This window comes from Gorillibacterium sp. CAU 1737, from assembly GCF_039888655.1.
GTDB lineage: Bacteria > Bacillota > Bacilli > Paenibacillales > NBRC-103111 > Gorillibacterium.
The window spans coordinates 280,716-302,881 of sequence record NZ_JBDQQO010000002.1 but is presented as its reverse complement, the minus strand read 5'-3'; the positions used below and the strand labels follow the sequence as shown (position 1 = coordinate 302,881).

Annotated in this window: 21 protein-coding genes; all 21 read left to right on the top strand. The window is 54.1% G+C overall.

The window, feature by feature from the left end; translation table 11 throughout:
• Positions 1-3 precede the first annotated feature (3 nt).
• The 21 genes from AAFN83_RS05830 (at position 4) to AAFN83_RS05730 (ending at position 22,018) form a co-directional block, all read left to right on the top strand.
• Positions 4-510 (top strand): ferritin, encoded by a 507-nt coding sequence (locus tag AAFN83_RS05830; protein WP_347768261.1) that lies wholly within the window; start codon positions 4-6, stop codon positions 508-510.
• A 171-nt stretch (positions 511-681) separates the two neighbouring features.
• Positions 682-1,437 carry a lipoyl(octanoyl) transferase LipB gene (gene lipB / locus AAFN83_RS05825; protein ID WP_347767823.1) on the top strand — a complete coding sequence of 252 codons (756 nt, stop codon included), beginning with the start codon at positions 682-684 and terminating at the stop codon, positions 1,435-1,437.
• Positions 1,395-2,288, top strand: a complete 894-nt coding sequence (lipA, locus tag AAFN83_RS05820; RefSeq protein ID WP_347767821.1) for a lipoyl synthase — start codon at positions 1,395-1,397, stop codon at positions 2,286-2,288. Before lipB ends, lipA begins: the two co-directional genes overlap by 43 nt.
• 229 nt (positions 2,289-2,517) lie before the next feature.
• A complete protein-coding gene (locus AAFN83_RS05815; RefSeq protein ID WP_347767820.1) occupies positions 2,518-4,017 on the top strand; it encodes a spore germination protein in 1,500 nt (499 codons plus the stop codon).
• Positions 4,004-5,164 (top strand): Ger(x)C family spore germination protein, encoded by a 1,161-nt coding sequence (locus tag AAFN83_RS05810; protein ID WP_347767818.1) that lies wholly within the window; start codon positions 4,004-4,006, stop codon positions 5,162-5,164. The genes AAFN83_RS05815 and AAFN83_RS05810 overlap by 14 nt, the downstream gene beginning before the upstream one ends.
• Before the next feature lie 6 nt (positions 5,165-5,170).
• Positions 5,171-5,380, top strand: a complete 210-nt coding sequence (locus AAFN83_RS05805) for a hypothetical protein (protein WP_347767816.1) — start codon at positions 5,171-5,173, stop codon at positions 5,378-5,380.
• Between the two features lie 15 nt (positions 5,381-5,395).
• Entirely contained in the window at positions 5,396-6,484 is a 1,089-nt protein-coding gene (locus tag AAFN83_RS05800) for a GerAB/ArcD/ProY family transporter (RefSeq protein WP_347767814.1), read from the top strand.
• Positions 6,485-6,619: 135 nt separating this feature from the next.
• Positions 6,620-7,174 carry an RNA polymerase sigma factor gene (locus tag AAFN83_RS05795; protein ID WP_347767813.1) on the top strand — a complete coding sequence of 185 codons (555 nt, stop codon included), beginning with the start codon at positions 6,620-6,622 and terminating at the stop codon, positions 7,172-7,174.
• Entirely contained in the window at positions 7,167-8,339 is a 1,173-nt protein-coding gene (locus AAFN83_RS05790) for a hypothetical protein (RefSeq protein WP_347767811.1), read from the top strand. Before AAFN83_RS05795 ends, AAFN83_RS05790 begins: the two co-directional genes overlap by 8 nt.
• Before the next feature lie 131 nt (positions 8,340-8,470).
• A complete protein-coding gene (locus tag AAFN83_RS05785) occupies positions 8,471-8,917 on the top strand; it encodes a Fur family transcriptional regulator (RefSeq protein ID WP_347767810.1) in 447 nt (148 codons plus the stop codon).
• 6 nt (positions 8,918-8,923) lie between these two features.
• Complete coding sequence (locus AAFN83_RS05780) at positions 8,924-9,145, top strand: ABC-2 transporter permease (protein ID WP_347767808.1); 222 nt, start codon at positions 8,924-8,926, stop codon at positions 9,143-9,145.
• Complete coding sequence (locus AAFN83_RS05775; protein ID WP_347767807.1) at positions 9,127-9,303, top strand: hypothetical protein; 177 nt, start codon at positions 9,127-9,129, stop codon at positions 9,301-9,303. The genes AAFN83_RS05780 and AAFN83_RS05775 overlap by 19 nt, the downstream gene beginning before the upstream one ends.
• Positions 9,300-10,133, top strand: coding sequence for an undecaprenyl-diphosphate phosphatase (locus tag AAFN83_RS05770; RefSeq protein WP_481810479.1), 834 nt, complete (start codon positions 9,300-9,302; stop codon positions 10,131-10,133). The genes AAFN83_RS05775 and AAFN83_RS05770 overlap by 4 nt, the downstream gene beginning before the upstream one ends.
• Before the next feature lie 409 nt (positions 10,134-10,542).
• A complete protein-coding gene (locus AAFN83_RS05765; protein ID WP_347767806.1) occupies positions 10,543-12,582 on the top strand; it encodes an acyltransferase family protein in 2,040 nt (679 codons plus the stop codon).
• Between the two features lie 201 nt (positions 12,583-12,783).
• Positions 12,784-13,656, top strand: a complete 873-nt coding sequence (locus tag AAFN83_RS05760) for a radical SAM/SPASM domain-containing protein (RefSeq protein ID WP_481810478.1) — start codon at positions 12,784-12,786, stop codon at positions 13,654-13,656.
• Positions 13,657-13,909: 253 nt separating this feature from the next.
• Positions 13,910-16,942, top strand: coding sequence for an efflux RND transporter permease subunit (locus AAFN83_RS05755; protein WP_347767805.1), 3,033 nt, complete (start codon positions 13,910-13,912; stop codon positions 16,940-16,942).
• 95 nt (positions 16,943-17,037) lie between these two features.
• Positions 17,038-17,265: a hypothetical protein gene (locus AAFN83_RS05750; RefSeq protein WP_347767803.1), complete on the top strand. Its 228-nt coding sequence runs from the start codon at positions 17,038-17,040 to the stop codon at positions 17,263-17,265.
• A gap of 156 nt (positions 17,266-17,421) precedes the next feature.
• A complete protein-coding gene (locus tag AAFN83_RS05745; protein WP_347767802.1) occupies positions 17,422-17,991 on the top strand; it encodes a GNAT family N-acetyltransferase in 570 nt (189 codons plus the stop codon).
• A gap of 186 nt (positions 17,992-18,177) precedes the next feature.
• The gene (locus AAFN83_RS05740; protein ID WP_347767800.1) at positions 18,178-19,458 is read left to right on the top strand and encodes an SPL family radical SAM protein; all 1,281 of its coding nucleotides are present in this window, start codon (positions 18,178-18,180) and stop codon (positions 19,456-19,458) included.
• 35 nt (positions 19,459-19,493) lie between these two features.
• The gene (locus tag AAFN83_RS05735; protein WP_347767799.1) at positions 19,494-20,984 is read left to right on the top strand and encodes a UDP-N-acetylmuramoyl-L-alanyl-D-glutamate--2,6-diaminopimelate ligase; all 1,491 of its coding nucleotides are present in this window, start codon (positions 19,494-19,496) and stop codon (positions 20,982-20,984) included.
• Between the two features lie 26 nt (positions 20,985-21,010).
• The gene (locus tag AAFN83_RS05730) at positions 21,011-22,018 is read left to right on the top strand and encodes a hypothetical protein (protein ID WP_347767797.1); all 1,008 of its coding nucleotides are present in this window, start codon (positions 21,011-21,013) and stop codon (positions 22,016-22,018) included.
• Positions 22,019-22,166: the final 148 nt, after the last annotated feature.

Here is a 22,166-nt window from a genome sequence, read left to right as displayed (position 1 = left end):
CCCATGGTAAGTGATCAACTGCTAGCGAAATTGAATGATCAGATGAATTTTGAATTCTATTCGGCGCAAGCCTATCTGGCTCTCGCTGCCTACTGCTCCTCCGAAAGCTGGGAGGGCTTCTCTCACTGGTTTATTCGCCAGGCAGAAGAAGAGAAGGCGCATGGCATGAAGATTTTCCACTTCATCAACAACCTGGGTAAGCGTGCGATCGTAACGGGTATGGAGTCCCCCAACAATGAGGTGAACTCCCTTCTGGATGCTTTCGAATCGGCTTATGCTCATGAACAAGAAGTGACTCGCCGCATCTATGAGCTGTCCGATGTGGCTCTCAATGAACGCGAGCATGCCACCTACCAGTTCCTGAAATGGTTCGTCGATGAGCAGGTCGAAGAAGAATCCACCTTCGACAGCCTGGTGCAGCGCCTGCGCAGAGTCGGCAACGACAGCAATGCCTTGTTCATCCTGGATGCTGATCTCGGCAAACGCGGTGCGGTACCTGCTGCTGAATAAAAGAGATGATGGTGAATCATCCTAACGAACAGCTCTCCAACCGGAGAGCTGTTTCTTTATATCTGGATGGAGTTGGAATTGAACGGTCCGAATAGATGGGGTATACTTTGAAACGAGATTTATTATCAATTTAGAAAAATAATAACCGAAACCGATGGGTGGGCAGGACACATGGAACGACCAAACGTACATAAGACCCTCCGTGTCGCTTGGCTCGGCAGAGTCGATTACCAACAGGCATGGGACCTGCAAAAGAAGCTTGTTGCCGCCGTGGATAAGGAGCAACGCCCGGATTGCCTGCTGCTTTTGGAACATCCGCCTACGTATACCATCGGAACCCAACGGCACCCCGAGCATCTGTTGTTGAATGCAGCGGAGCTTGCCGAACGAGGGATCGCCCTCTATGAGATCGATCGTGGGGGGGACATCACGTACCATGGACCCGGCCAGCTGGTGGGGTACCCGATTCTCGCCCTTACGGGTCCCAAGGTCGACCTGCACGGTTACCTTCGATCGCTGGAGGAGGTGCTGATCCGGTACCTGGCTCATCTCGGAATTGACGCAGGACGCAAGCCTGAGTATACCGGGGTATGGGTCGGGCCTCGCAAAATCGCCGCGATCGGGGTCAAAGCGAATCGGGCTCGAAGCCGGGGAGGGTTTGTCACGAGCCATGGCTTTGCTTTCAATGTCCGTAAGGGAATCGAGCACGAAGGCTTTACTGGCATCGTTCCATGCGGCATACGCGAGTTTGGAGTCACATCACTGGAGGAATGCTTGGGGAGAGCGGTGACTGTGGAAGAAACCGCGCGCGAACTGCTGCCGTTTTTTCTGGACGAGTTCGGGTATGCGCCGGGCTTTCAACACATCCAAGAGGAGGAAGAGGAGTGGAAAAGCTTCAAAAGCCAGATTGGATCCGCATCAAGCTGAACAAAGGGGAAAATTATCAGGATATCAAGGATATGATGAGAGGAAAGGCGCTGCATACTGTTTGTGAGGAAGCTCGCTGTCCGAATCTATTCGAATGCTGGGCCAATCGAACCGCCACTTTCATGATCCTCGGGAGCATCTGCACCCGAGCATGCCGCTTCTGTGCCGTAAACACGGGGCTCCCTACGGAATACGACCTGGAAGAGCCGGAGCGCGTTGCCGATACGGCCGCGCAGATGGGCTTGCGTCACTGCGTCATCACCTCGGTAGCCCGCGACGATCTGGCTGACGGCGGAGCCTCGATCTTCGCCGCCTCGATTCGAGCGGTTCGCAAGCGGCTGCCTCTCTGTTCCGTTGAGGTGCTGATTCCCGACTTTATGGGCAATGAAGCCGCCTTGCAGACCGTCATGGATGCGAAGCCGGACATTCTCAACCACAACATCGAGACGGTCGAGCGGATGTCGGATCGTGTACGCGCCAAGGCGAAGTACCCGCGCTCCCTCGAGCTGCTGAAAAGAGCGAAGGAGATGGCTCCCGAGATCCCGACGAAATCGAGCATCATGCTCGGCGTTGGAGAGGAGTGGGAGGAGATTCTGCAGGCGATGGACGATCTTCGAGCGGTAGGCTGCACGATTCTGACGCTCGGGCAATATTTGCAGCCGTCCGATAAACACCTGCAGGTGCTTCGCTACTACCATCCGGATGAATTCGCCAAGCTGAAGGAGGAAGGACTCGCGAGAGGCTTCCACCATGTCGAATCCGGCCCAATGGTCCGCAGCTCCTACCACGCCCATGAGCAAGTGCAATCCGCTCGAAGCAGTGCTCCGCAATCAGTAGCCGCTTCCGAATAACCTGCTTCCACAATCATCTACCTTTCAATCGTTTAATCGCTCGAATCAAGAGACTTTGATCATCAGGCAATCCGCCTGATTGGTCAAAGTCTCTTTGCTAGTTGAGGCAAACTCGCTGGAAGCTGATAAGGATGATCGCAGGATGTTCGCATGAAAGGAAGGGGATGCGGGAATAATTCCCAATGCAAATGCCATCAAGTGTACCATGATCGAAAGGGGAGATGACGGCATGGAGCCGTTTCAGCTCAGTCCATCGCTGGATGAGAATCTTCGTCTCGTGAAGGAGCGGTTTTCCGGCGACAAAGCGCTTCACCAGCGAATCCTGATCCTGCCTTTCGAACCTCCGGTTCCGGCGGCTCTCCTTTACCTGGACGGGCTCACGAACATTGAACAGATCAACCGATTTGTCGTGGAGCCGCTCCTTCAGGGAGAACTGGCCGAGATTGGGACAGAGAAGAGAATGCAGCAGCTCCTCGGCAAGATCATCGTTCACGGACAAGCGAAGTGCGAAACCCAATCAAGCTCCCTGATCCTATCCTTGCTGTCAGGGGATACGCTCCTCCTAGTGGATGGAGAAACCGACGCGCTCGTGATGGAAGCCGCCAGTCCGCTCACACGCCCCATACAGGAGCCGGATGCGGATCGGCTCGTGCGCGGACCGCGGGAGGGCTTCACAGAGTCGCTCAGCATAAACCTCGCCTTACTCCGCAAGCGAATCAAGCAGCCGGAGCTCAAGTTCCGGTACATGGAGATCGGAGAGAGGACACATACCAAGGTCTGTATATCCTATCTGGAAGATGTCGTATCCGAGAAAATCCTGCAGGAGGTATTTCGAAGGCTGGAAGCGATTGAGATCGACGGCATTTTGGACTCCGGCTATCTTCAAGAGTTAATCAAGGACGCACCCCTTTCCCCGTTCGAGACGATCGGCTACTCGGAACGACCGGATGCGATCGCGGGGAAGCTGCTGGAGGGGCGCATTGCGATATTCGTGGACGGCAGTCCGGCTGTCCTGACCGTTCCTCACCTCTTCGTGGAATATTTCCAAGTGTCCGGCGATTATTACGCCAACTATTTCACGGCCTCCTTCAACCGCTTCCTGCGCTTTTTGGGCGGCTTGCTGTCAATCAGCGTTCCCGCGATCTATGTAGCGCTCGTCACCTATAATCAAGAGATGATTCCTACCCCGCTCTTGCTCAGCATCTCGGCATCGCGGATGGGGATCCCCTTCCCAACCGTGCTGGAAGCGGTGCTGATGATTGTCATCTTCGAGATTCTTCGCGAAGCCGGGAAGCGCATCCCTGCGCCGATTGGGCAAACGGTCAGCATAGTCGGAGCGTTGGTTCTCGGCCAAGCCGCGGTGAACGCTCGCATAGTCAGTGCCCCGATGGTCATCGTCGTCGCCTTAACGGGGATAAGCGGCCTGCTGACGGTTCGTCTGCAAGGGCCGGTCTTTTTGTTTCGTTTTCTCTTTCTCGGCTTGGGCGCGTTCATGGGCCTCTACGGCTACCTGTTCGGTCTCATTGGTCTGCTGCTCCATCTCATGAGCATTCGCTCCTTCGGGGTCATCTACATGGAGCCGCTCCATTCCATTGGCCCTGAATCGATTGGCGATACGATCATTCGTGCACCTTGGTGGGACATGACCGTTCGCATGAAGAGAATCGCCTATCGCAACCGCATTCGGCAGAATCCCGGCAAAGGAGGCTCCCGTCATGGGCCGCATTAGCCGAAGAGGACTTCCGCTTGCGATTGCTCTTGTTCTCCTGACGCTCCTCACCCAGTCGGGGTGCTGGAGCTATCGGGAGATCGACAACCTGATGATCGTAAGCGGCCTCAGCGTCGATGCCGGACCGAAGGATGACGATCTCGAGCTGACCGTTGAGGTCATTGACATCGACAGCGGCCAGGGCAATGTAAACCGTACCAAGACGATCTCTCTAACGGGAAAGTCGATGTTCCAGTTGGTTCGAAACCTGATTGCAGTCACTGGCCGTAAGCTGTATTGGAGTCATGCCAAAGTGATCGTCATCAGCGAGGAGATTGCGAAGCGCGGAGTCGGCCCCTATTTGGAATACATCTGTCGGGATACCGAAACACGAGCAGATATGTATATCGCCATGGCCAAAGGCAGCACGGCCAAGGCGGTTCTGAATGCGAAACCGGTGGGGGATCGAGTCATATCCTTTGAGATCAGCGACATGCTGCGCAATCAGAAACACCTGGGGGTTGTGCCGGTTCTGGAAATATGGGATTTGGTCGATCGCATGGAGCGGCAGGGGAGGACGCCCTTGATCCCGGTAATCGAATTAATTCCTTATGGTGAGGGGCATGCCGTCAAGATGAACGGTTCCGCGATCCTGATCAAAGGGAAATATGAAGGTTATTTGAGCGGGCAGCAAACGTTTTACTGTCGTTTCGTCAAGAACGAAATCGATGGCGGGGTCCTGTTGATCAACGGGAAGCAAAAGCCCGATGCGATCAGTTTGGAAATTCTGGAGAGCAAGACCAAGAGGCAGCTGATCGTCAAAAACAATCGTCCGACCTTTCACATCAAGGTAGAGACCGATGTCTCGCTGATCGAAGTGCTGGACGATGAACCCATCTTCGCGGAAAAGGACCGGACGCGGCTGGAGCAGCGTGCTTCTCAAACCCTGAAGCAACGCATATCCGAGCATATCGAGCTGGTCCAGAACACGTACCGAACGGATTTGTTTGGCTTTGGAACCTATGTTCATGAACACAACCCGGCATTGTGGAGGAACTATCGCGACCGATGGAATACGTATTTTCCGCAGATGGAAATATCCGTGGAAGCGAAGGTGAACATTCGGAATACCGCGAAAACCTTGAAACCGATTGAAGAGAAGGAGTAGGGGACGATGATCATTCTCGTGATTCTGCTCTATGGACTCCTCGCCCTGGAGCCGATCCACTTGTACCGAAGAGGCTGGAAGAGAGATTTCGGAGTGAATGTTGTCCTGTACGGGATTGGACTGATTGTGGTCAGCCTGCTGATCGCTGGAGTGGCCATCCCCAGCCCGACGCTTGGCATTAAGCTGGTGGTCGATTGGGTATTGGGAAGAAGCTGAGGGAGGGACCTCGTAGTGAATCGAATTTCGAATATGCAGGCCGTTTCGGTTTGCGTGCTCTTTCTCATCGGTTCTTCCTTGTTCATGCAAAATCCGGGTAATCAAGGTGCAGATGATTGGCTGTCCGTTCTGGTTGCCTGGATTGCCTACCTGCCGCTCTTGCTCCTCTGCGGTCGGCTTATGAAGCTGTGCCCCGCCCAGGATCTCATCGGCATTCTGCTCAAGGTGATGGGTCCTTGGCTGGGGAGATTCGTGGGAATGCTATATGTATTCTATGCCTTCCTGATCGGCTCGATGGTGCTTCGGAACTTCGGGGATTTTTGCCAGGCCGTGTCCTACACGGACACCCCGCTGCTTGTGCCCATTCTTATGCTCGGTGTTCTTGCCATTTGGGCGGCTTACGCCGGTGTGGAAGTGCTCGCTCGAACATCGGCCGTCTTGTTCGTGGGTGTAATGCTCATGTTTGTGGTGGTTTCGCTGCTCGGGCTTTCAGCCGTTAAGCCTCATAATCTCCTGCCGATCCTCGAACATGGGATGCTGCCGGTGCTGAAGGGCGGGTTCACCAGCTTCTCCCTGCCGTTTGGAGAAACCATACTCCTGATCACGGTATTTTCTTGTATTTCGAACATTCAAAGGGGAAGCCGCCCGCTTCTTCTTGGAGTTGGAATTGCGGGCTTCTTGAGCGTGTATACCTCGCTTCGCAACACATCCATTCTGGGGTCGGATATTGCCTCAAGTCTGTATTTCCCCTCCTACGTCGCCATCAGCCGCATTCATGTGGGGGAATTCATCCAGCGGATCGAAGGGTCTTCCGCTACGGTGTTTCTTTGCGCTTTGTTCATCAAGGTGGCGGTTTGCCTCTTGTTAGTCAGCAAGGGGACGGCCCAAATCTTCAACCTGAAGAGCTATCGTTCTCTTGTCCTGCAGCTCGGGCTCCTCATGATCTATCTCTCCACATTCGTTTTCTCCAGCCTGATGCAGATGATAGAGGCGGCCGGAAAGTATTACCCTTATTTTGCCTTTCCCTTTGTGGCGATCCTGCCCCTCGTGACGTGGATAGTGGCGGAGTTCCGGTTCGGACGAGGAAAAAGGAAGAAAGCGTAATGGAATGGGCGAGGCCTGCTTGCTCGAACTGGAAAATGAAAACAATCGAGCCTTTTCGCATGAAATATGATACAACTGATAGATGAGCAAACTTTTTTGTACCCTGCATCGTCTTTACCTGTGGGGGGTTAGGGGATGAGCATCCAGGTGGAATGGGATTACCTGAAATCCATAACAGACAGCGACGACCGCAAGACGATTCTCGCCGATCTGATGAATTCATACGGCAATGATGTCTGGAATTATGCGTACAGCCTTACACGCAAGCGCGACCTGGCGGACGATATTACCCAGGATGTCTTCATGAAAGCCTACAAGAACCTTTTTTCCTTGCGGAAGGAAGGCTCCTTGAAGTCTTGGCTTTTGACGATTACGCGCAACACCGCTTACGATTATCGCCGATCGGCCTTCTTCCGCAAGGTGGTGCTGTTTGACACCATCGAGGAGACCGCGGCGGCAAGCTCAGCGGAGGACGCGGTTATGGGTAACCAAGCCGTGTCTGACATTTGGGAGCTTGTTTTGAAGCTTCCGGTTAAATACAGGGAGGTTCTGATTCTGTACGGCCATCATCAATTATCCATGAAGGAAATCGCCTGTATGCTTTCGATTACGGAAGGGGCCGTGAAGTCCAGATTGTTCCACGCCCGTTCCAAAATCATCAAGATGAAGGAGGACCAGTCTCATGAATAACGAACACGATGATTGGTTCAAAGGACTTGAACAGGATCCGTTTCCTGCGCGAGGGTTTCAACCGGAGCTAAAACGCCGAATCATGAGAGAGCTCGACAAAAAACCGATCAAGCCGAAGCCGCATTTCCGTTTCGGGGTCATGGCCGGGGTGTGCTCCCTCGTCATCTGCTTATTGATTATCCTGAAAGTGGAGCTGTTTCCCGCCGAAAATCCAATTGCGAATGAGCTGGCTACGTCGGCCAGCCTTCCCGTGGCCGAGCTGATGGCCAAGAAGGACGTTCAGTCCGTCTTGCTGGTTGGACTCCGACAGGACGGCACCGATGAGCAGGACCGATACCGCAGCCTCATGTTTGCCAATCAGGACGGACGGGTTCGCGCGGTTGCCACCGGAAGCGGGGTTTTGATTCCGTACGGCCAAGTATTCTGGAAGCTGGATCAATCCGAGGACCCGCAAACCGAAGGCAAGACGCTTCATATCGAGCAAATGGGGACCAAAACCACGAAAACCGTGGTTGATCCGAAAACGGAGAAGTCTACCGAGGGAGTCACCGCTGACGCTCAGCCGGAGGCAGTGCGGAGCGAGAAGCTGCTCTATGCCGGCAACAAATACTTGTCGCTGGAGGTTCAAGATCAACGTTCGAATTCCAAGCTCTGGAATGTCGACCTGAAGGACTACGCGACTGGCATTCAGCCCACTGATTCCTCGCTCAACCTGGATGAGTTTACGGACGGGCGATATTTTGCCGACATGTGGACCGTCGTTCGGCAGAACGGGAATTGGGCGCCGGCTTACCAAAGCTCGCTGGATCTGCAGAGCTCAACCGGCAAGACGACCCGAACGCCGTATGGCATTACGCTCACGATCGGCAACCCTCCGCTGTCGGATTCGCTCGTGAATCATGACACGCTGGATCGCCCGTGGGGAGAAATTTTGAAGATTGAACCTGCTGCGACTGATTCCGTTACGTCACCGGACCACGACCTGTTGGCTATCTTCACGGATTCCGCCATCAAGCTGTATGAATACACTGCGAAGCCGGGGGATGAGCCGCTGCTAACCGTTTCCCGCAACAAGGGAGAGCAGCTGGTGCTGGTTCAGTGGGCATTGGAAAAATACGCCTCCAAATGGATTCAAGCCGGGCAGTTGGCCTTGAATGAGGAGTAAGGCGTAAGGTGACGGCTGGATTCTTCTGCACGGCTCCTATCGGTAGCCTAGAGTGGCCTGTCGCTTGCGCTTGACATGCTGCAAGCGTGTGGGTCACAATGGGCATAGCATAATGAAAGAAGGGAGCGCGTATGGTTCAGAAGCAGCAGGAGCAAGACATGATTCGCGCCATGACGCATCACGGACTGCGAATCACGGACCAACGCCGTACGCTGGCGAAGATTTTTACGGAGACAGAAGGCTACCTTTCTCCGAAGGATGTCTACGAGCAGATGAGAATCCCCTATCCGGGGGTCAGCTTCGATACCGTATACCGCAATCTCCGGATGCTGAGCGAGCTTGGCGTACTGGAACAGATTTATTTTCAAGACGGGGGACTGAAATTCAAGTCCACTTGCCTGCATCATCATCACCATCACCTCATCTGCGTCAACTGTGAGAAGACGCTCACGTTTGACTACTGCCCGATGGATGGGATGTTGAATTTGCCGGGAAACTTCAAGATTATCAATCATCGCTTTGAGATTTACGGCTTGTGTGAGGAATGCCGCCTCGAAGGGGCATCCTCGGAGTCCTAACTCATTTTGACTTCGGGCCTGACGCATTCCGTTGGGCCCTTTTTTTGTGATGGAGTCCGCTTCTATTACTCCAAACCGGGGGAAGTCATCCGGCTGGAGCAATTCTACTCCAGCTTCTCGCTCTACACCTTGCTCTTGTTTGGGCTGATCGTATACTCTGTCATAGCGGCATATCTATTCAGCCGAGAGCATACGGAAGCGACGCTGCGTTGTCCAATGAGCCGCTAGGCGCTCTGTTCCCTTGGACGACTACATATTTGCTGGCTAGCGGCAAGCTGGACCAAACCGGTTATTCAAGCGCGCTGTCCATCAGCCTCATTGCGGCGGTGGGGCTCATTGGATTCCTCGCAAGCTTACTCTACTTTCAAAAGGAAGATGTGAAATGATCGCTATCGATTTGTTGGATTTGCTGAAAGCCATATTTCTAGGCATTGTGGAAGGCGTCACGGAATGGCTGCCCATCAGCAGCACCGGGCATATGATTTTGGTGGACGAGTTTCTGCCGCTGAACATGAGCGCGGCCTACAAGGAAATGTTCTTTGTCGTCATTCAGCTGGGGGCGATCCTGGCCGTTATCGTCAACTATTGGAATCAGCTGATCCCCTTCACGGTAAAAGGCGGGTTGTCCTGGAAGAAGGATACCCTCTCGATGTGGTACAAAATCGTGTTCGCCTGCATTCCGGCCGGAATCTATGCGGTTACGCTGGATGAAAAAGTGAACACGATGTTTTACAGCTACCAGATGGTGTCGGTCATGCTGATTCTGGTCGGGATCGTCTTCCTTGTCATCGAAGGAATAAACAAAGGGAAGACGCCAACGATCACGAAGATCTCGGAGCTGACCTATCGAACGGCGTTTATTATCGGGATCTTCCAATTGATTGCCGGTGTCTTTCCGGGAACGTCCCGTTCGGGCGCAACCATTATCGGAGCTTTGCTCATTGGCGTATCCCGGGTAACCGCCGCCGAGTTTACGTTCTTCCTGGCGATCCCGACCATGTTGGGCGCGAGTCTGCTGAAACTGGTGAAATTCGGATTCGACTTTACCAGTGATGAATTGATAACCCTGGTCGTGGGCATGGCTGTCGCATTCGTCGTTTCGCTTGCCGCGATCCGCTTCCTGATGAGCTATGTGAAGAAGCACGATTTCAAATTCTTCGGCTGGTATCGGATCGTTTTGGGTGTTCTCGTCCTGCTCATCTTCGCTCTTCGCTAACCGAATAAGTAGGCATATCTGAACCGTAATAGACCGCAGACCCTGAGATCGGCAACGATCCCATGGCTGCGGTTTTTTTGCGGGTGAAATGAAACTTTGCAGGACAGAGCGACGTCAATTATAATGAATCGGCTGGATCGTTTGGTCGTATGCAAAAAAAGAGAAAGGAGGACCTTGCGATGAAGGGAATCACCTGATCCACACACTCAAAACTCCATCCCCCCCAATGACTGGAAACTCGTTTTTATCTACTTTGTTTTTGTCGAATTATGTCGAATATAATCCATCCCTTTGAAAAAGAGAGAATAGAAGGAGATCGTCCGTTCATCATGAGCACCCCAAGAGCGTGTTATCCCATCGGATTTCCAGTCCGCAGCAAGCATCACCCGATTATCGGGGGTGAACCCGCATGAAAAAAGCAGCAGCTCCTTCTCTCCGATACATGAGTGGGCTTGATGGCCTGCGTGCGATTGCGGTTATGTTGGTTATTCTTTATCACTTGAACACCGGATGGGCCCCAGGCGGTCTGCTTGGCGTTGGGATCTTCTTCGTCCTGTCCGGCTATTTGATCACGGACATTCTCATCTCCGGGTGGAAGAAGACGGGTTCTCTCGATCTCGCCACCTTTTGGATTCGCCGCTTCCGGAGGCTTCTCCCGGGCATGCTGACGGTGCTGCTCGCCGTACTGGTATGGTGCAAGCTGGCCAATCTCTCTCTTCCGACGTTGCAAGGCGATGCGCTCGCGTCCTTGTTTTATGTCAACAATTGGTGGCTCATCTTTCATAAAGTCTCCTATTTTGACAGCTTCGGCATGCCTTCTCCGCTCGGGCATTTCTGGTCCCTCGCGGTGGAAGAGCAGTTTTACTTACTCTGGCCGCTGGTTCTTCTCGCCGCTCTCAAGCTATTTCCGAAGCGGGGAAGGCTGCTCGGCCTGACGCTCACCGGAGCGGTGCTGTCCGCGCTCCTGATGAAGCTGTTGTTCGTTCCGGGCACAGACCCGAGCCGGGTCTACTACGGAACCGATACCCGCGCCTTCGGCATGCTGATCGGGGCTTCGCTCGCCATGATCTGGCCGAGCGCACGCCTGTCAGCCGAAGCAATCAAGCCGCTTGGCCGGCTCGCTCTCGATGGCATCGGGGCACTCTCGCTTGCCGCTATCCTGTACCTGGCCTGGAACACCGACCAGTACAGCGAATCGCTTTATCCCGGCGGCTTGCTCCTCTTGTCCCTATTGTCCGCCGTGTTGATCGCCGTTCTGGCTCATCCGGCAAGCTTGCTTGGCCGTGTGATCGGTTCTTCGCCGCTCCGATGGTTGGGCAAACGCTCGTACGGCATTTATCTATGGCATTATCCCGTTATTGTTCTTACTTCTCCTGTTGTCAACACGGAAGGGCCTTCCGTTCTGCGAGCTGTCGTGCAGACGGCGGTAACCCTGCTGCTCGCAGCCCTGTCCTACGCATATATCGAAGATCCCATTCGGCAAGGAGGCTTTGGCCGTATCGTTCGCTGCCTGACCCAGGCAGCCAGCCGAAAGGTAGTGCTCAAACGCACGGCGTATCTCTCCCTTGGCTTTATTTTGCTCTTCGGCGGCGTTCATCAGCTGTTCCCGAATGCAATGGCAAGCGGCAGCTCCCCGTTAAGTCCGGGGCAGGAAACTTCTGCCGGAACAGGCAACGGGAATGGAACGGGGAACCTTCCTTCGCCGTCGGTTGTCCCCAGTGTAACGGAATCGGCATCGCCTTCGCCTTCCGCGACCCCTGTTACCAGTAGCCGTCCATCGGCAACGCCTAAACATTCGGCGGCAGGAAGCGGTAAGGGGGAGGGGGGAGGCGCTTCGACCTCCGCCCCGGTCAAACCGACGCCGACGCCCACTCCTTCCGAGCCGTCGCCTACACCGACAGCGGACTCCACGGCGACGGTACCGCCTTCGGTCTCGCCTTCTCCGACTGTTGCGCCAACGCCTGGGCACACGAAGAAGCCGGATTCGAAGACGGAAGTCGTTGCGATCGGGGACTCGGTCTTGCTCGATGCTGAGCCTTACCTGATGGAGCTCATCTCAGGATTAACCGTCGACGGTAAAGTAGGCCGGCAGATGTGGGATGCCCAGGAGATCGTGAACGGACGGATCGAGTCCGGCTCGATCGGCAACCGGGTGATCTTAAACCTTGGCACGAACGGGGCCTTCACCAAGAAGCAGCTCGGGAATCTGCTGGAATCGCTGAAGGGGCTGGATCAAGTGATCCTGGTTAACGTTCGCGTCCCTCGCCCCTGGGAATCAAACGTCAACGAAATGCTTGCCAACGTGGCTCGCGGCTATGACAATGCAACGGTTATCGACTGGCATAGCGCCAGTGCGGGGCATGACGAGTATTTCGCCAAGGACGGCGTTCATTTGAACATCGCCGGATCGAAAGCCTACGCGAAGCTGGTCGCCTCGCACATGCAATAACACAGAACCGGTTCAAGCGCCTTTGGCTTGAGCCGGTTTTTTTGTGAGCATCGACAAAAAGTGAGTTCGCAAAATACGCTCGAAGCAGGGGAAGGAGATGAAAAAGGCGCGCGAATCCGGTAAGCTGGTTACAGACAAATGGAATCCTGCCCAAGAGGATACGTTCGCCCTCTTTGAATTGATAAAGGAGAGTACCTTTCTGTGAAGAAGCCCATGCATAAGGTCTACCTCGAAATCACCAGCATCTGCAACCTGTCTTGCTCCTTCTGTCCGCCGACTGAGCGGAAGGCGGAGTTTATCCAGCCGGAGGAATTCCGCCGCCGACTGCGGGAAGTGAAGCCTTATACCTCATTGGTCGCCCTTCATGTGAAGGGAGAACCCCTGATGCACCCCAAGCTGGACCTGCTTCTGGATGCCTGTGAGGAAGAGGGACTTCAAGCGGTCATCACGACGAACGGAACCCTGCTTCCGACAAAAGGCTACAAGCTGCTAGGAAAGCCGGCGCTCAGGCAAGTCAATCTGTCTCTTCACAGCTTTGAAGAAGGAGATCAAGAAGAGCTTGATCGGTACTTAATGCCATTAATAGAATTTGCGCGAGAGGCTGCTTCCTCAGGTGTATTTGTCTCGTTTCGGCTGTGGAATGGACAAGAGACCGACGAGCAGCCTTCCGCCTGGGCTCATAACGAACGGCTGCTCGCTCGACTGGCGCAGCAGTTTCCCGACAGCGGAGATCTCTCTCGTCCCCTGCCGCCCGGAAGCGGCATTCGCCTCGCGGATCGCCTCTATCTAAACCGGGACCTTCAATTCGACTGGCCGAGCATGTCCGCACCCGAGGATGATGGTCACGGCTTTTGCCATGGGCTCCGCACTCAAGCTGCCATTTTGGCAAACGGAACCGTGGTCCCCTGCTGCCTGGATGGAGAAGGGGTAATTGGGCTTGGAGACGTGAAGGAACGGCCCTTCGGCGAAATCCTGGAGACGGAGAGAGCACTGCGCCTGAAAGAAGGCTTCTCTCGTCGGGTGGCGGTGGAGGAGCTGTGCCGCAAATGCGGATACCGCAAAAAGTTCGGTTAAAAAGTAGAACGAAAGCTTCCCGCAATGCACTCTTCGAAATTCAAACGTTCCACTTATAGGGTTGACATCCAGAAGAGAGCTTAGGTCTAGGGTTAGGCTGGACCTAAGTCTTGGAAAGAACCTCATCGCGAGATGGAAGACGCTGGCAGCCTTTCCCTATATTCTGATCAAGGAAGTTACATAGAAGGCCGTGGCCTTCATGAGCGTGTTAGCAAACACGCTCCAGATCAGAAGATGGAGAGGAGCCGTACTTATGAACCGCATCACCCGCTGGTCATTTCGCAACAAATCGGCAATCGGGCTTCTGATTGTCATGGTCCTGACGATCGGATTCGCCAGCTACTTCAAGCTCCCGATGGAGCTGCTGCCTTCTGCGGATGACAGCATGCTGACGGTCACCGTCATTGGGCCCGGCTATGACGCCAAGTCCATGGAGCAGGAGGTTACCATTCCGCTGGAACAGGCGTTAAGCGGCGTGAAGGGGAAGACCAACCTGTTCTCCACATCCGGAGACGGCTATTCCAAGCTGGACGTCTACTTTGAATCCGGCACCTCGCTCAAGGCTGCCAAGCAGGAGGCACGAGAAGCGTTCGACCTCATCCAACTCCCTGCCCAGGTATCGAAGCCTTACATCATGCAGTACAACACGAGCATGATCCCGGTTTCCCAGCTGTCCATCGCATTTGCGGACGGAGTCTCCGCCAAGGAGCAGGAGCAGCTGCAGAAGGACATCGTAAACGAGCTCATGAAAGTGAAAGGCGCGGCCAATGTTACGGTGGACGGCAAGAATGCACCGGTAGTCTCGGTGAAGGCCGATCTCGCCAAGATGGCGCAGTATAACGTGTCCTTCCCGAGTCTGTATACCCTGCTTCAAGGGAAAAACAGCTCGACTTTGGCAGGAGAACGAACCCTCGATGGCCAAAGCGGCAATCTGCTGGTTACCTCTTCTCTCGACGGCCTGGAGGCGTTGAAGGCCATTCCGGTTGCTCCTGGGGTTCCGTTGGAGAAGATCGCCTCGGTGGATACCAAAAAGGTGAGTGAAAGCATCTCTCGCCTGAACGGTCAGGATGCCCTTTTTGCTGCTGTGACGAAGGAATCGAACGCGAACGCGGTTTCCCTCAGCAAGGCGATTCACAAGACGGTCGAACGCCTGAACGAGGAGCACGAAGGGAAGTTCAAGATCGAGGTCTTCTTCGACACATCAGACTTCGTCGTTGATTCCGTCAACAGCATGATGCGGGAAGTCTTGGTCGGCGCGTTGTTCGCCACGATCATCATCCTGCTCTTCCTGCGGAACATTCGCATTACGCTCATCACCATCATTTCCATCCCGTTGTCCTTGGCCCTGACGCTATACTTGCTCAGCCTATCCGGTGTAACGCTCAACATCATCACCTTAGGTGGTGTTGCGGTAGCCGTAGGGCGCTTGGTGGATGACAGTATCGTCGTCATCGAGAACATCTACCGGCGTCTGCAAAAGGAATCCTTCTCCGTAAAGATGATTATCGAGGCAACCGGAGAGGTGGCGACCGCCATCACGGCCTCCACAATCACGACGGTTGCGGTGTTCCTGCCCATGAGCCTGCTGAAGGGGGCTTTGCAGCAAATGCTCCTGCCGTTTGCTTTAACGGTTACGTACTCGCTGCTTGCCTCGCTATTGGTGGCTTTGACGGTTGTGCCTCTGCTCAGCTCCAAGCTCATGAAGAGAACCAAGCACAAGGAGCATCGCGAGCCGAAACGCTTCATTCGGTTCCTTGAATGGAACCTGGGGCACAAAATCATTCCGCTTACTCTCGTGATCCTCTTGTTCTTCGGCTCCATTGCCGCTTACATCATGCTTCCGAAGGGAGCCATGAGCTCCCAGGATTCCTCGTTCATGAGTGTGACGCTCCAATATCCGAGTGATACCCCGCATGACAAGGTTGTGGAGGAAGGCATCCGACTGGAAGGCTTTCTGGACGCCCAGCCCGAGATCAAGTACGTTCTGATGCAAAATGGCAACAGCGCGGAAAGTGCCCGCTGGGGCAGTGTATCCTCCCCAACGCTGGTCACCCTTTCTCTCGTCTTGAATGACGGAAAGGATGCCGAAGCGCTGGAAGCGAGAATTAACGGGATTAAGGATCAATACAAAGACGCCGTTCTGACCGCCGGCATCATGAATCTGATGGGAGGCGGATCGACCTCCATCTATGTCGATATCGTCGGAGATGATTCGGCTAAACTCGCTACCCTTGCAAAGGAAGCTGTTCAGAAGATCAAACCGATCTCCGGTGTGACGAAGGTCGAAAGCAACGAAGAAAACACGAAGCCCGTATTCCGGGTGGAAGTGGATCCTACGCTGGCAAATGGCCAGGACATTGCCCAGCAGCTGCAAGGCATGCTCAATCCGATTCCGATCGGAACCTTGACGCTTGATAATCGGCTTTCAACCGTTCAGCTGGAGCCGCTTGCCGATCCCGGAAACCTGGAGGAGCTGAAGAAACTCACCCTTGCTGCGGCGACCGGTCCGGTTCCGCTCTCCTCCGTGGCCTCCGTGAAGGCGGTCGAGGAGCCGAGTATCCTCTACCACAAGGATACAAAGCCTTATGTTCGCATCACCGTTGATGCAGACCCGAAGAAGCTGTCCAAGGTAGGAGAGGACGTTCAGGAGGCGATGGGTAAGCTCACGGTTCCCAAGGACTTGAGCCTCTTGGTAGGCGGTGCTTCGGCTGACCAAAGCTCGGATATGTCGAGCCTGCTCCAGGTGCTTCTCGTGTCCATCGGACTCGTCTATCTCATCATGGTGCTCACCTTCAAAACACTGCGCGGGCCGCTTGCCATCGTCATGTCCTTGCCGCTCGCCGCGATCGGGGCCGTGATCGGCCTCCTCGTTACCCGGATCACTCCCGACTATACGGCGCTGTTCGGCGCGCTTATGCTCGTGGGCATCGTCGTGACCAACGCAATCGTCTTGATCGACCGCGTGCGGCATAACGAGGCGACGATGACGATCCGCGAATCCTTGCTCGAAGCAGCAGCCACTCGCATGCGCCCGATCCTCATGACCGCACTGGCTACTATTTGCGCAATGTTTCCTCTCCTGTTCGGAGAGGCGGAAATGGGGAGCATCGTATCCAAGAGCTTGGCTATCGTAGTGGTAGGCGGCTTGACCGCTGCTACATTCCTAACGCTGATCATCGTTCCGATCGTGTACGAACTGCTGTACTTCCGCAAGTCGGCTCGCGAGCGAAAAGCCAAACGAGAAGCGGTCTTACATCCGCAAGCGACACAGAATGTATCGCAGTAAAGCGTTTGGGTTGCCGCTTCTGCGGGTAAAGGGTGGGTAAAGCACCGTCAATCAGGCGGAATTACCCGGTACCCGTTACCCGAGGAGGGGCATCCATGTCCACAACAAACCGAGATAAAGCTTCTCAAGAAGAGCTCCGCGAGAAAATCCACCAACGCGCTGAGGAAACGAAGCAGAAGCTTCGCGATCTGTCGCAGAAGATGAACGGAATCCTTGGCAAGCTTAGTGAAATGCCGGAGAATTATGGGATTCCGGTGGATCGACGAAGCGATTCTAGTCGGGATAGCCAGAAGCGGGAAGACCGTTCGGATCCATTCCAATGAGTTAGAAGCTCGTTCAGATTCGTTCCATCGAAATGCACGAGAGAGGGTGTGCCGCTGTTGATGCGGCGGCACCCTCTTTTTCTTGCTCAGGAGTGAAAGGGCGCTCCGAGGCATAAGCATGAGACAGAGCTAATTTTGCGACGGGGGATGATGGATATGGTCCTGAAGCTGCAAGGGGAGCGTGTATCGCTCATGACGGTTCGGCCGGAGGATGCCGCCAGAATCTCGCATTGGTTAAACGATCTGGAGATTACCGTGCCTCTTGGAGGAGAGGCGTACACGCCGATTTTTCCTGAGCGCATGCGTCGAGAGATCGAGACAGATGGACAAAACCATTCGTTCCTGATTGTGGTAAACGAGACCATCCAGCCGATCGGCCGCTGTCATTTGTATTCCCTGGATTTCATCAACAACAGCGGGAGATTGGGCATCTTTATCGGAGAAAGGGATCAATGGGGGAAGGGCTACGGAACAGAAGCCGTCAACCTGCTGCTAGAGTATGCGTTTCACCTATTGAATTTGAATAGCATCATGCTGGGGGTATTCGAATTCAACGAACGGGCCCTTCACTGCTACCGGAAGGCGGGCTTTCGAGAAATCGGTCGACTCCGGGAAGCACGCCTGGTCGGCGGGCGTTATTATGATGCCGTTCTCCTGGATCTGCTGGCATCCGAGTTCCATTCAACGCGTATTCCTGAAATCCTCGGTCAGCAGAATCGGGAATAAGCAAGCATAGTCTTTTCCGATCTCGAGCGTATCACCAACAACCTGAACACGGGCCATTTTCGCCGGGGATGGTTTTTCCGCGGCCTTCAGAGGTTCCAGGATTTATGCAGGGATGCCTTGTCTCTTTGTCGAAATATTTGGGAAATCCAAAACAAGATCAGCCCTAGACGAAGGAAGTGGCACTGCTTGTTGATTCAGAATGTTCAAGCGAAGTCGTTGGTGCGGCAAAGCTATCCTTCCTTGTTCGGTTGGATGGAATACACCCTAAATCCCTATCAAGGCTGCTGGCATGACTGCAAGTATTGCGACGGCAAGTCGGAGCGGTATCACATGCATGAAGCCTTCGGTGAGACGATCAAGGTCAAGGCCAATGCTGTTCAACTGCTGGAGAAGTTTTTCAAAGCTAACGATTTCTATCCTGTGCGCGACGACGTTCCCGTTCAGTTGGATTGGTTCGGGGATCGGGAGAGAAAGAAACCCGCAACCTTCACGTTGTTTATTGGCGGAGGCGTGTGCGACGTCTACCAGCCTGCAGAGAGAAAAGCACGCTTGATGAGGCAGCTCCTCCAGGCTGCTTATGATTATGGCATTCCTGTCATCACGCTCACCAAAAGCTCGAGAGTGCTTGAGGATATGGACCTTCTCTGCAAAATCAATCAGGAGACTTATGCGGCGGTCCACTTTACTGTTACGCTGGAAGATGACCTTTTGCAAAAGCGGTTCGAGCCCCGCGCCAGTTCTTCGACTGAACGGTTTCGTGCCATGGCCGCGCTGAGAAATGCCGGGATTCCCTCGGGGATGTACTTGACGCCCATGCTCCCCTTTCTCTCGGATAGCGAGGAGAATCTCAGAGGGCTGTATCGCAAAGCGGTGGAGAGCCGAGCGGAATTTGTCTACACCTCCGGACTCACCCTGACCCCCGGACGGAACAAGGCGGAGTTTTTGCAGACGATCAGCGAGCATTTCCCGGACCTTCTTCCCAAGTATAAAGAGCTATACGGAAATGACGATCTATACGGCAAGCCGGATTATGCAGCCATCAAACGGCTCCTGCCGGTACGTCCGGAAGCGCGAGCGTTTTCTGTGGGGTATGAGAATCAAATGCCTTATGCGGCACCCCGGTATGTTCCAGAAGGCCGGATTTCATCCAACCTCAAGCTTTCAGAGCTCCTGTTGAAGGCTGCCTACGTGAAGGGAACCCTGTTAGGGCAGTGGAAAACAACAGCTCCCTTTTACAAGGCTTCCCGTTTTCTGGAACAATGCCCACAGGACATCTATTCTTACACTCGTGAGGAATTGGTTCGGCTTCCTTTGGCCCCCGAGATCCATCCTTATTTGATCGATTTCTTTACTGGCGATGCCCCTGGGACGATGAGTCGGCTGGAACGGGAAGCCTATGACCGTTTGACCGCCAGCAAACCCGTGGAACCGAGGGCGGAAGGTGGCTCATGCTTCCCTGTGCTATAATGGGCATAACCACCTTTTGGAAGAGGGAATTCTCATTGAAGCTGAGTGAAATGGCTGACCTGTTGATGGTAAAAGAAACAAGCGGAGATCTGAATGTCGAGATTCACGGCATCAGTATGAATTCGAAAAAGGTTGCCAAGGGCGACCTCTTTGTTTGTATACCGGGCATTCCCGGGTTTCAGGAAGATCGCCATGCCTATGCCCAAGATGCGGCCCAGGCCGGGGCGGCAGCTCTTCTGGTTGAGCGTGAAGTGGATGTGCAAGTGCCAACGATCCAGGTGCCGGATGCGCGGTATGCGATGGCGGTAATCGCTGCCCACCTCCACGGTTATCCGAGTGAACGACTGAAGTTGATCGGTGTCACAGGAACCAACGGCAAAACCACCACCTGCCACATGCTGGAATCCATTCTCGCGGAAGCGGGCTTCCGCACAGGCATGATGGGCAATTTGGGTACGAAGATCGGCTCGGTTTGGCTGGAATCGGACATCAATACGCAGGAGCCACCTTCCCTGCAAGCCAATCTGAAGCGAATGGCTGATGCTTCGGTTGATTATTGCGTGATGGAAGCTTCCTCTCAAGGGCTGGCGTTTGGCCGCGTGCTGGGGTGTCGGTTTCGTACAGCGATCTTCACGAACTTGACGCAGGATCACCTGGACTACCATCAGACCATGGAAAGGTACCGAGAGGCAAAGGGACTTTTGTTTGCGCGCCTGGGCAATGCGTTTTCTGCCGATCCCGCCGAACGCGCCTACGCGATCCTGAATGCGGACGACCCCGCATCCGAGGAGTTCAAGAGGATCACGGCGGCACAAGTCGTTACCTATGGCAGGCAGAAGGAAGCCGATGTGAAGGCGAGGGACATTCAGCTGTCCTCGCGGGGAACGACGTTTGCGGTTGACTCGTTCAACGGCTCCTTTGCGGTAACCCTGAACCAGATCGGAGCCTTCAACGTCGACAACGCGCTTGCCGCCATTGCAGCGGCTCTTGTCAACGGCGTGCCGGTTGAGTCGATTCAGGCCGGTTTGCTCAAGATGGAGAGCGTACGCGGGCGAATGGAGGTTGTCTTCGAGGGGCAACCGTTTCTCGTGCTGGTGGATTTTGCGCACACTCCCGATGGCTTGGAGAAGGCGCTGTCCACCATTGGAGACTTGGCGGAAGGCCGCATCATAACCGTGTTTGGCTGCGGCGGCAACCGAGACAAGACGAAGCGTCCGATCATGGGTGCGATTGCAGCCGAACGAAGCGACCTCGTCATCGCGACCTCTGACAACCCTCGCTTTGAAGACCCTGCGCTTATTTTGCGGGATATCGAAGAGGGGTTTCTTCAGAAGGGCTACCACTCCTACGAGCTTCTTCCGGATCGAGAAGAAGCCATTCAGCGGGCTATTGCCCTCGCGCAACCGGGTGACGTGGTCATTTTCGCAGGCAAAGGTCATGAGACGTATCAGGTGGTTGGAGACCAGACGCTCCCGTTCCACGAGGTTGAAATCGTCCGAAAGGCGTTATTGGCTGCTCGAACGTAAGGGTTACAGGAAACGGAGTGGGCTCAATGGGACAAAGAGCGAATCTAATCATCCTCCAAAACGCATCTTATGAGCTGTATTACAGCCATTGGTGTGCGAACACGCTGCCAACTGATCTATTTTGGGGGGAGCAGCATGCTACCTCTTTTATTGAGATGCAGACTAGGGTTGATGAATCGGGATGGTTGGATACGATTTGGGCAGAGGGCGGGGCAATTCTCGATTTAGACAAAAAGAAGTTACTTTTCTATGGCGGGGAGGATATTCTGTGTGACATCCCGCTGAGGAACCTCTACCTGAAACTAATGAGGGAAGTTTGGCCTGGCTGGGAGATCGAATGGGCGTATGAAGGCATTCTGGATTTGGCGAACTACGTTGGCTACCCGAAAGAAAACGTACTCACGATAACCGATGACGATCGAAATGATGCGAGGCTTCTTCCTCCAGAAGAGAAGGATTGGGTCGATACCATAGCAAGTGTAAAGTTCTCACCGGACGAGCTGCTCCTCTTTCCGTTATGCGGGGGAATCGATGTTTATGTAACGCACGGACCAGAGTTGATTGACAAAATAGACAAATCCAATGGATATAAAACCTTAGCATTAGACGAATGGACCAACACGTATCCCACCGGGGGCTTCCATATCGACGTATTGTCGAGAAGGGTGGAGGTTTGGCATGCGAATGACTGCCCCAACCTGATCGATAAGCTTCAATCGCAATGGTCGGGTTGGCAAGTTATCGAGCTTTACGGCCATTATGAAGCACAAGGGGAAAGAACCCATGGACGGCTTTTCTTTCAGGAGAGAAGCCAGCATCAATTATTGGAGGAACTAAGGGGGATTCTAGTAAGGGAACCATCATCAAATCCATTGGATGCTTTATCTACCTTTGTCAAAAAAGAAGCAGATGCGGGAAGGAAAGCCGAAATAAATCCATACGCTTTGAGATATGACAGGTACGAGTTGCCCAAGAACAAGAAGGAAGAAATACTCAGCAATGCGATCGCAAAGGGAATTAACCCCATAGAGTGAGTTACCCAGTGAAAACGAAATGATAAGCCATGGAGATGAGAGTAGCAGGTGCATCGGTGCAGGAGATCAAGTCACGAAGGATTGACTCCGTCCCCCAACAACGTATAATGAAGACGCGAAGATAAAAACACAGCTCCGGTTGGTAGTC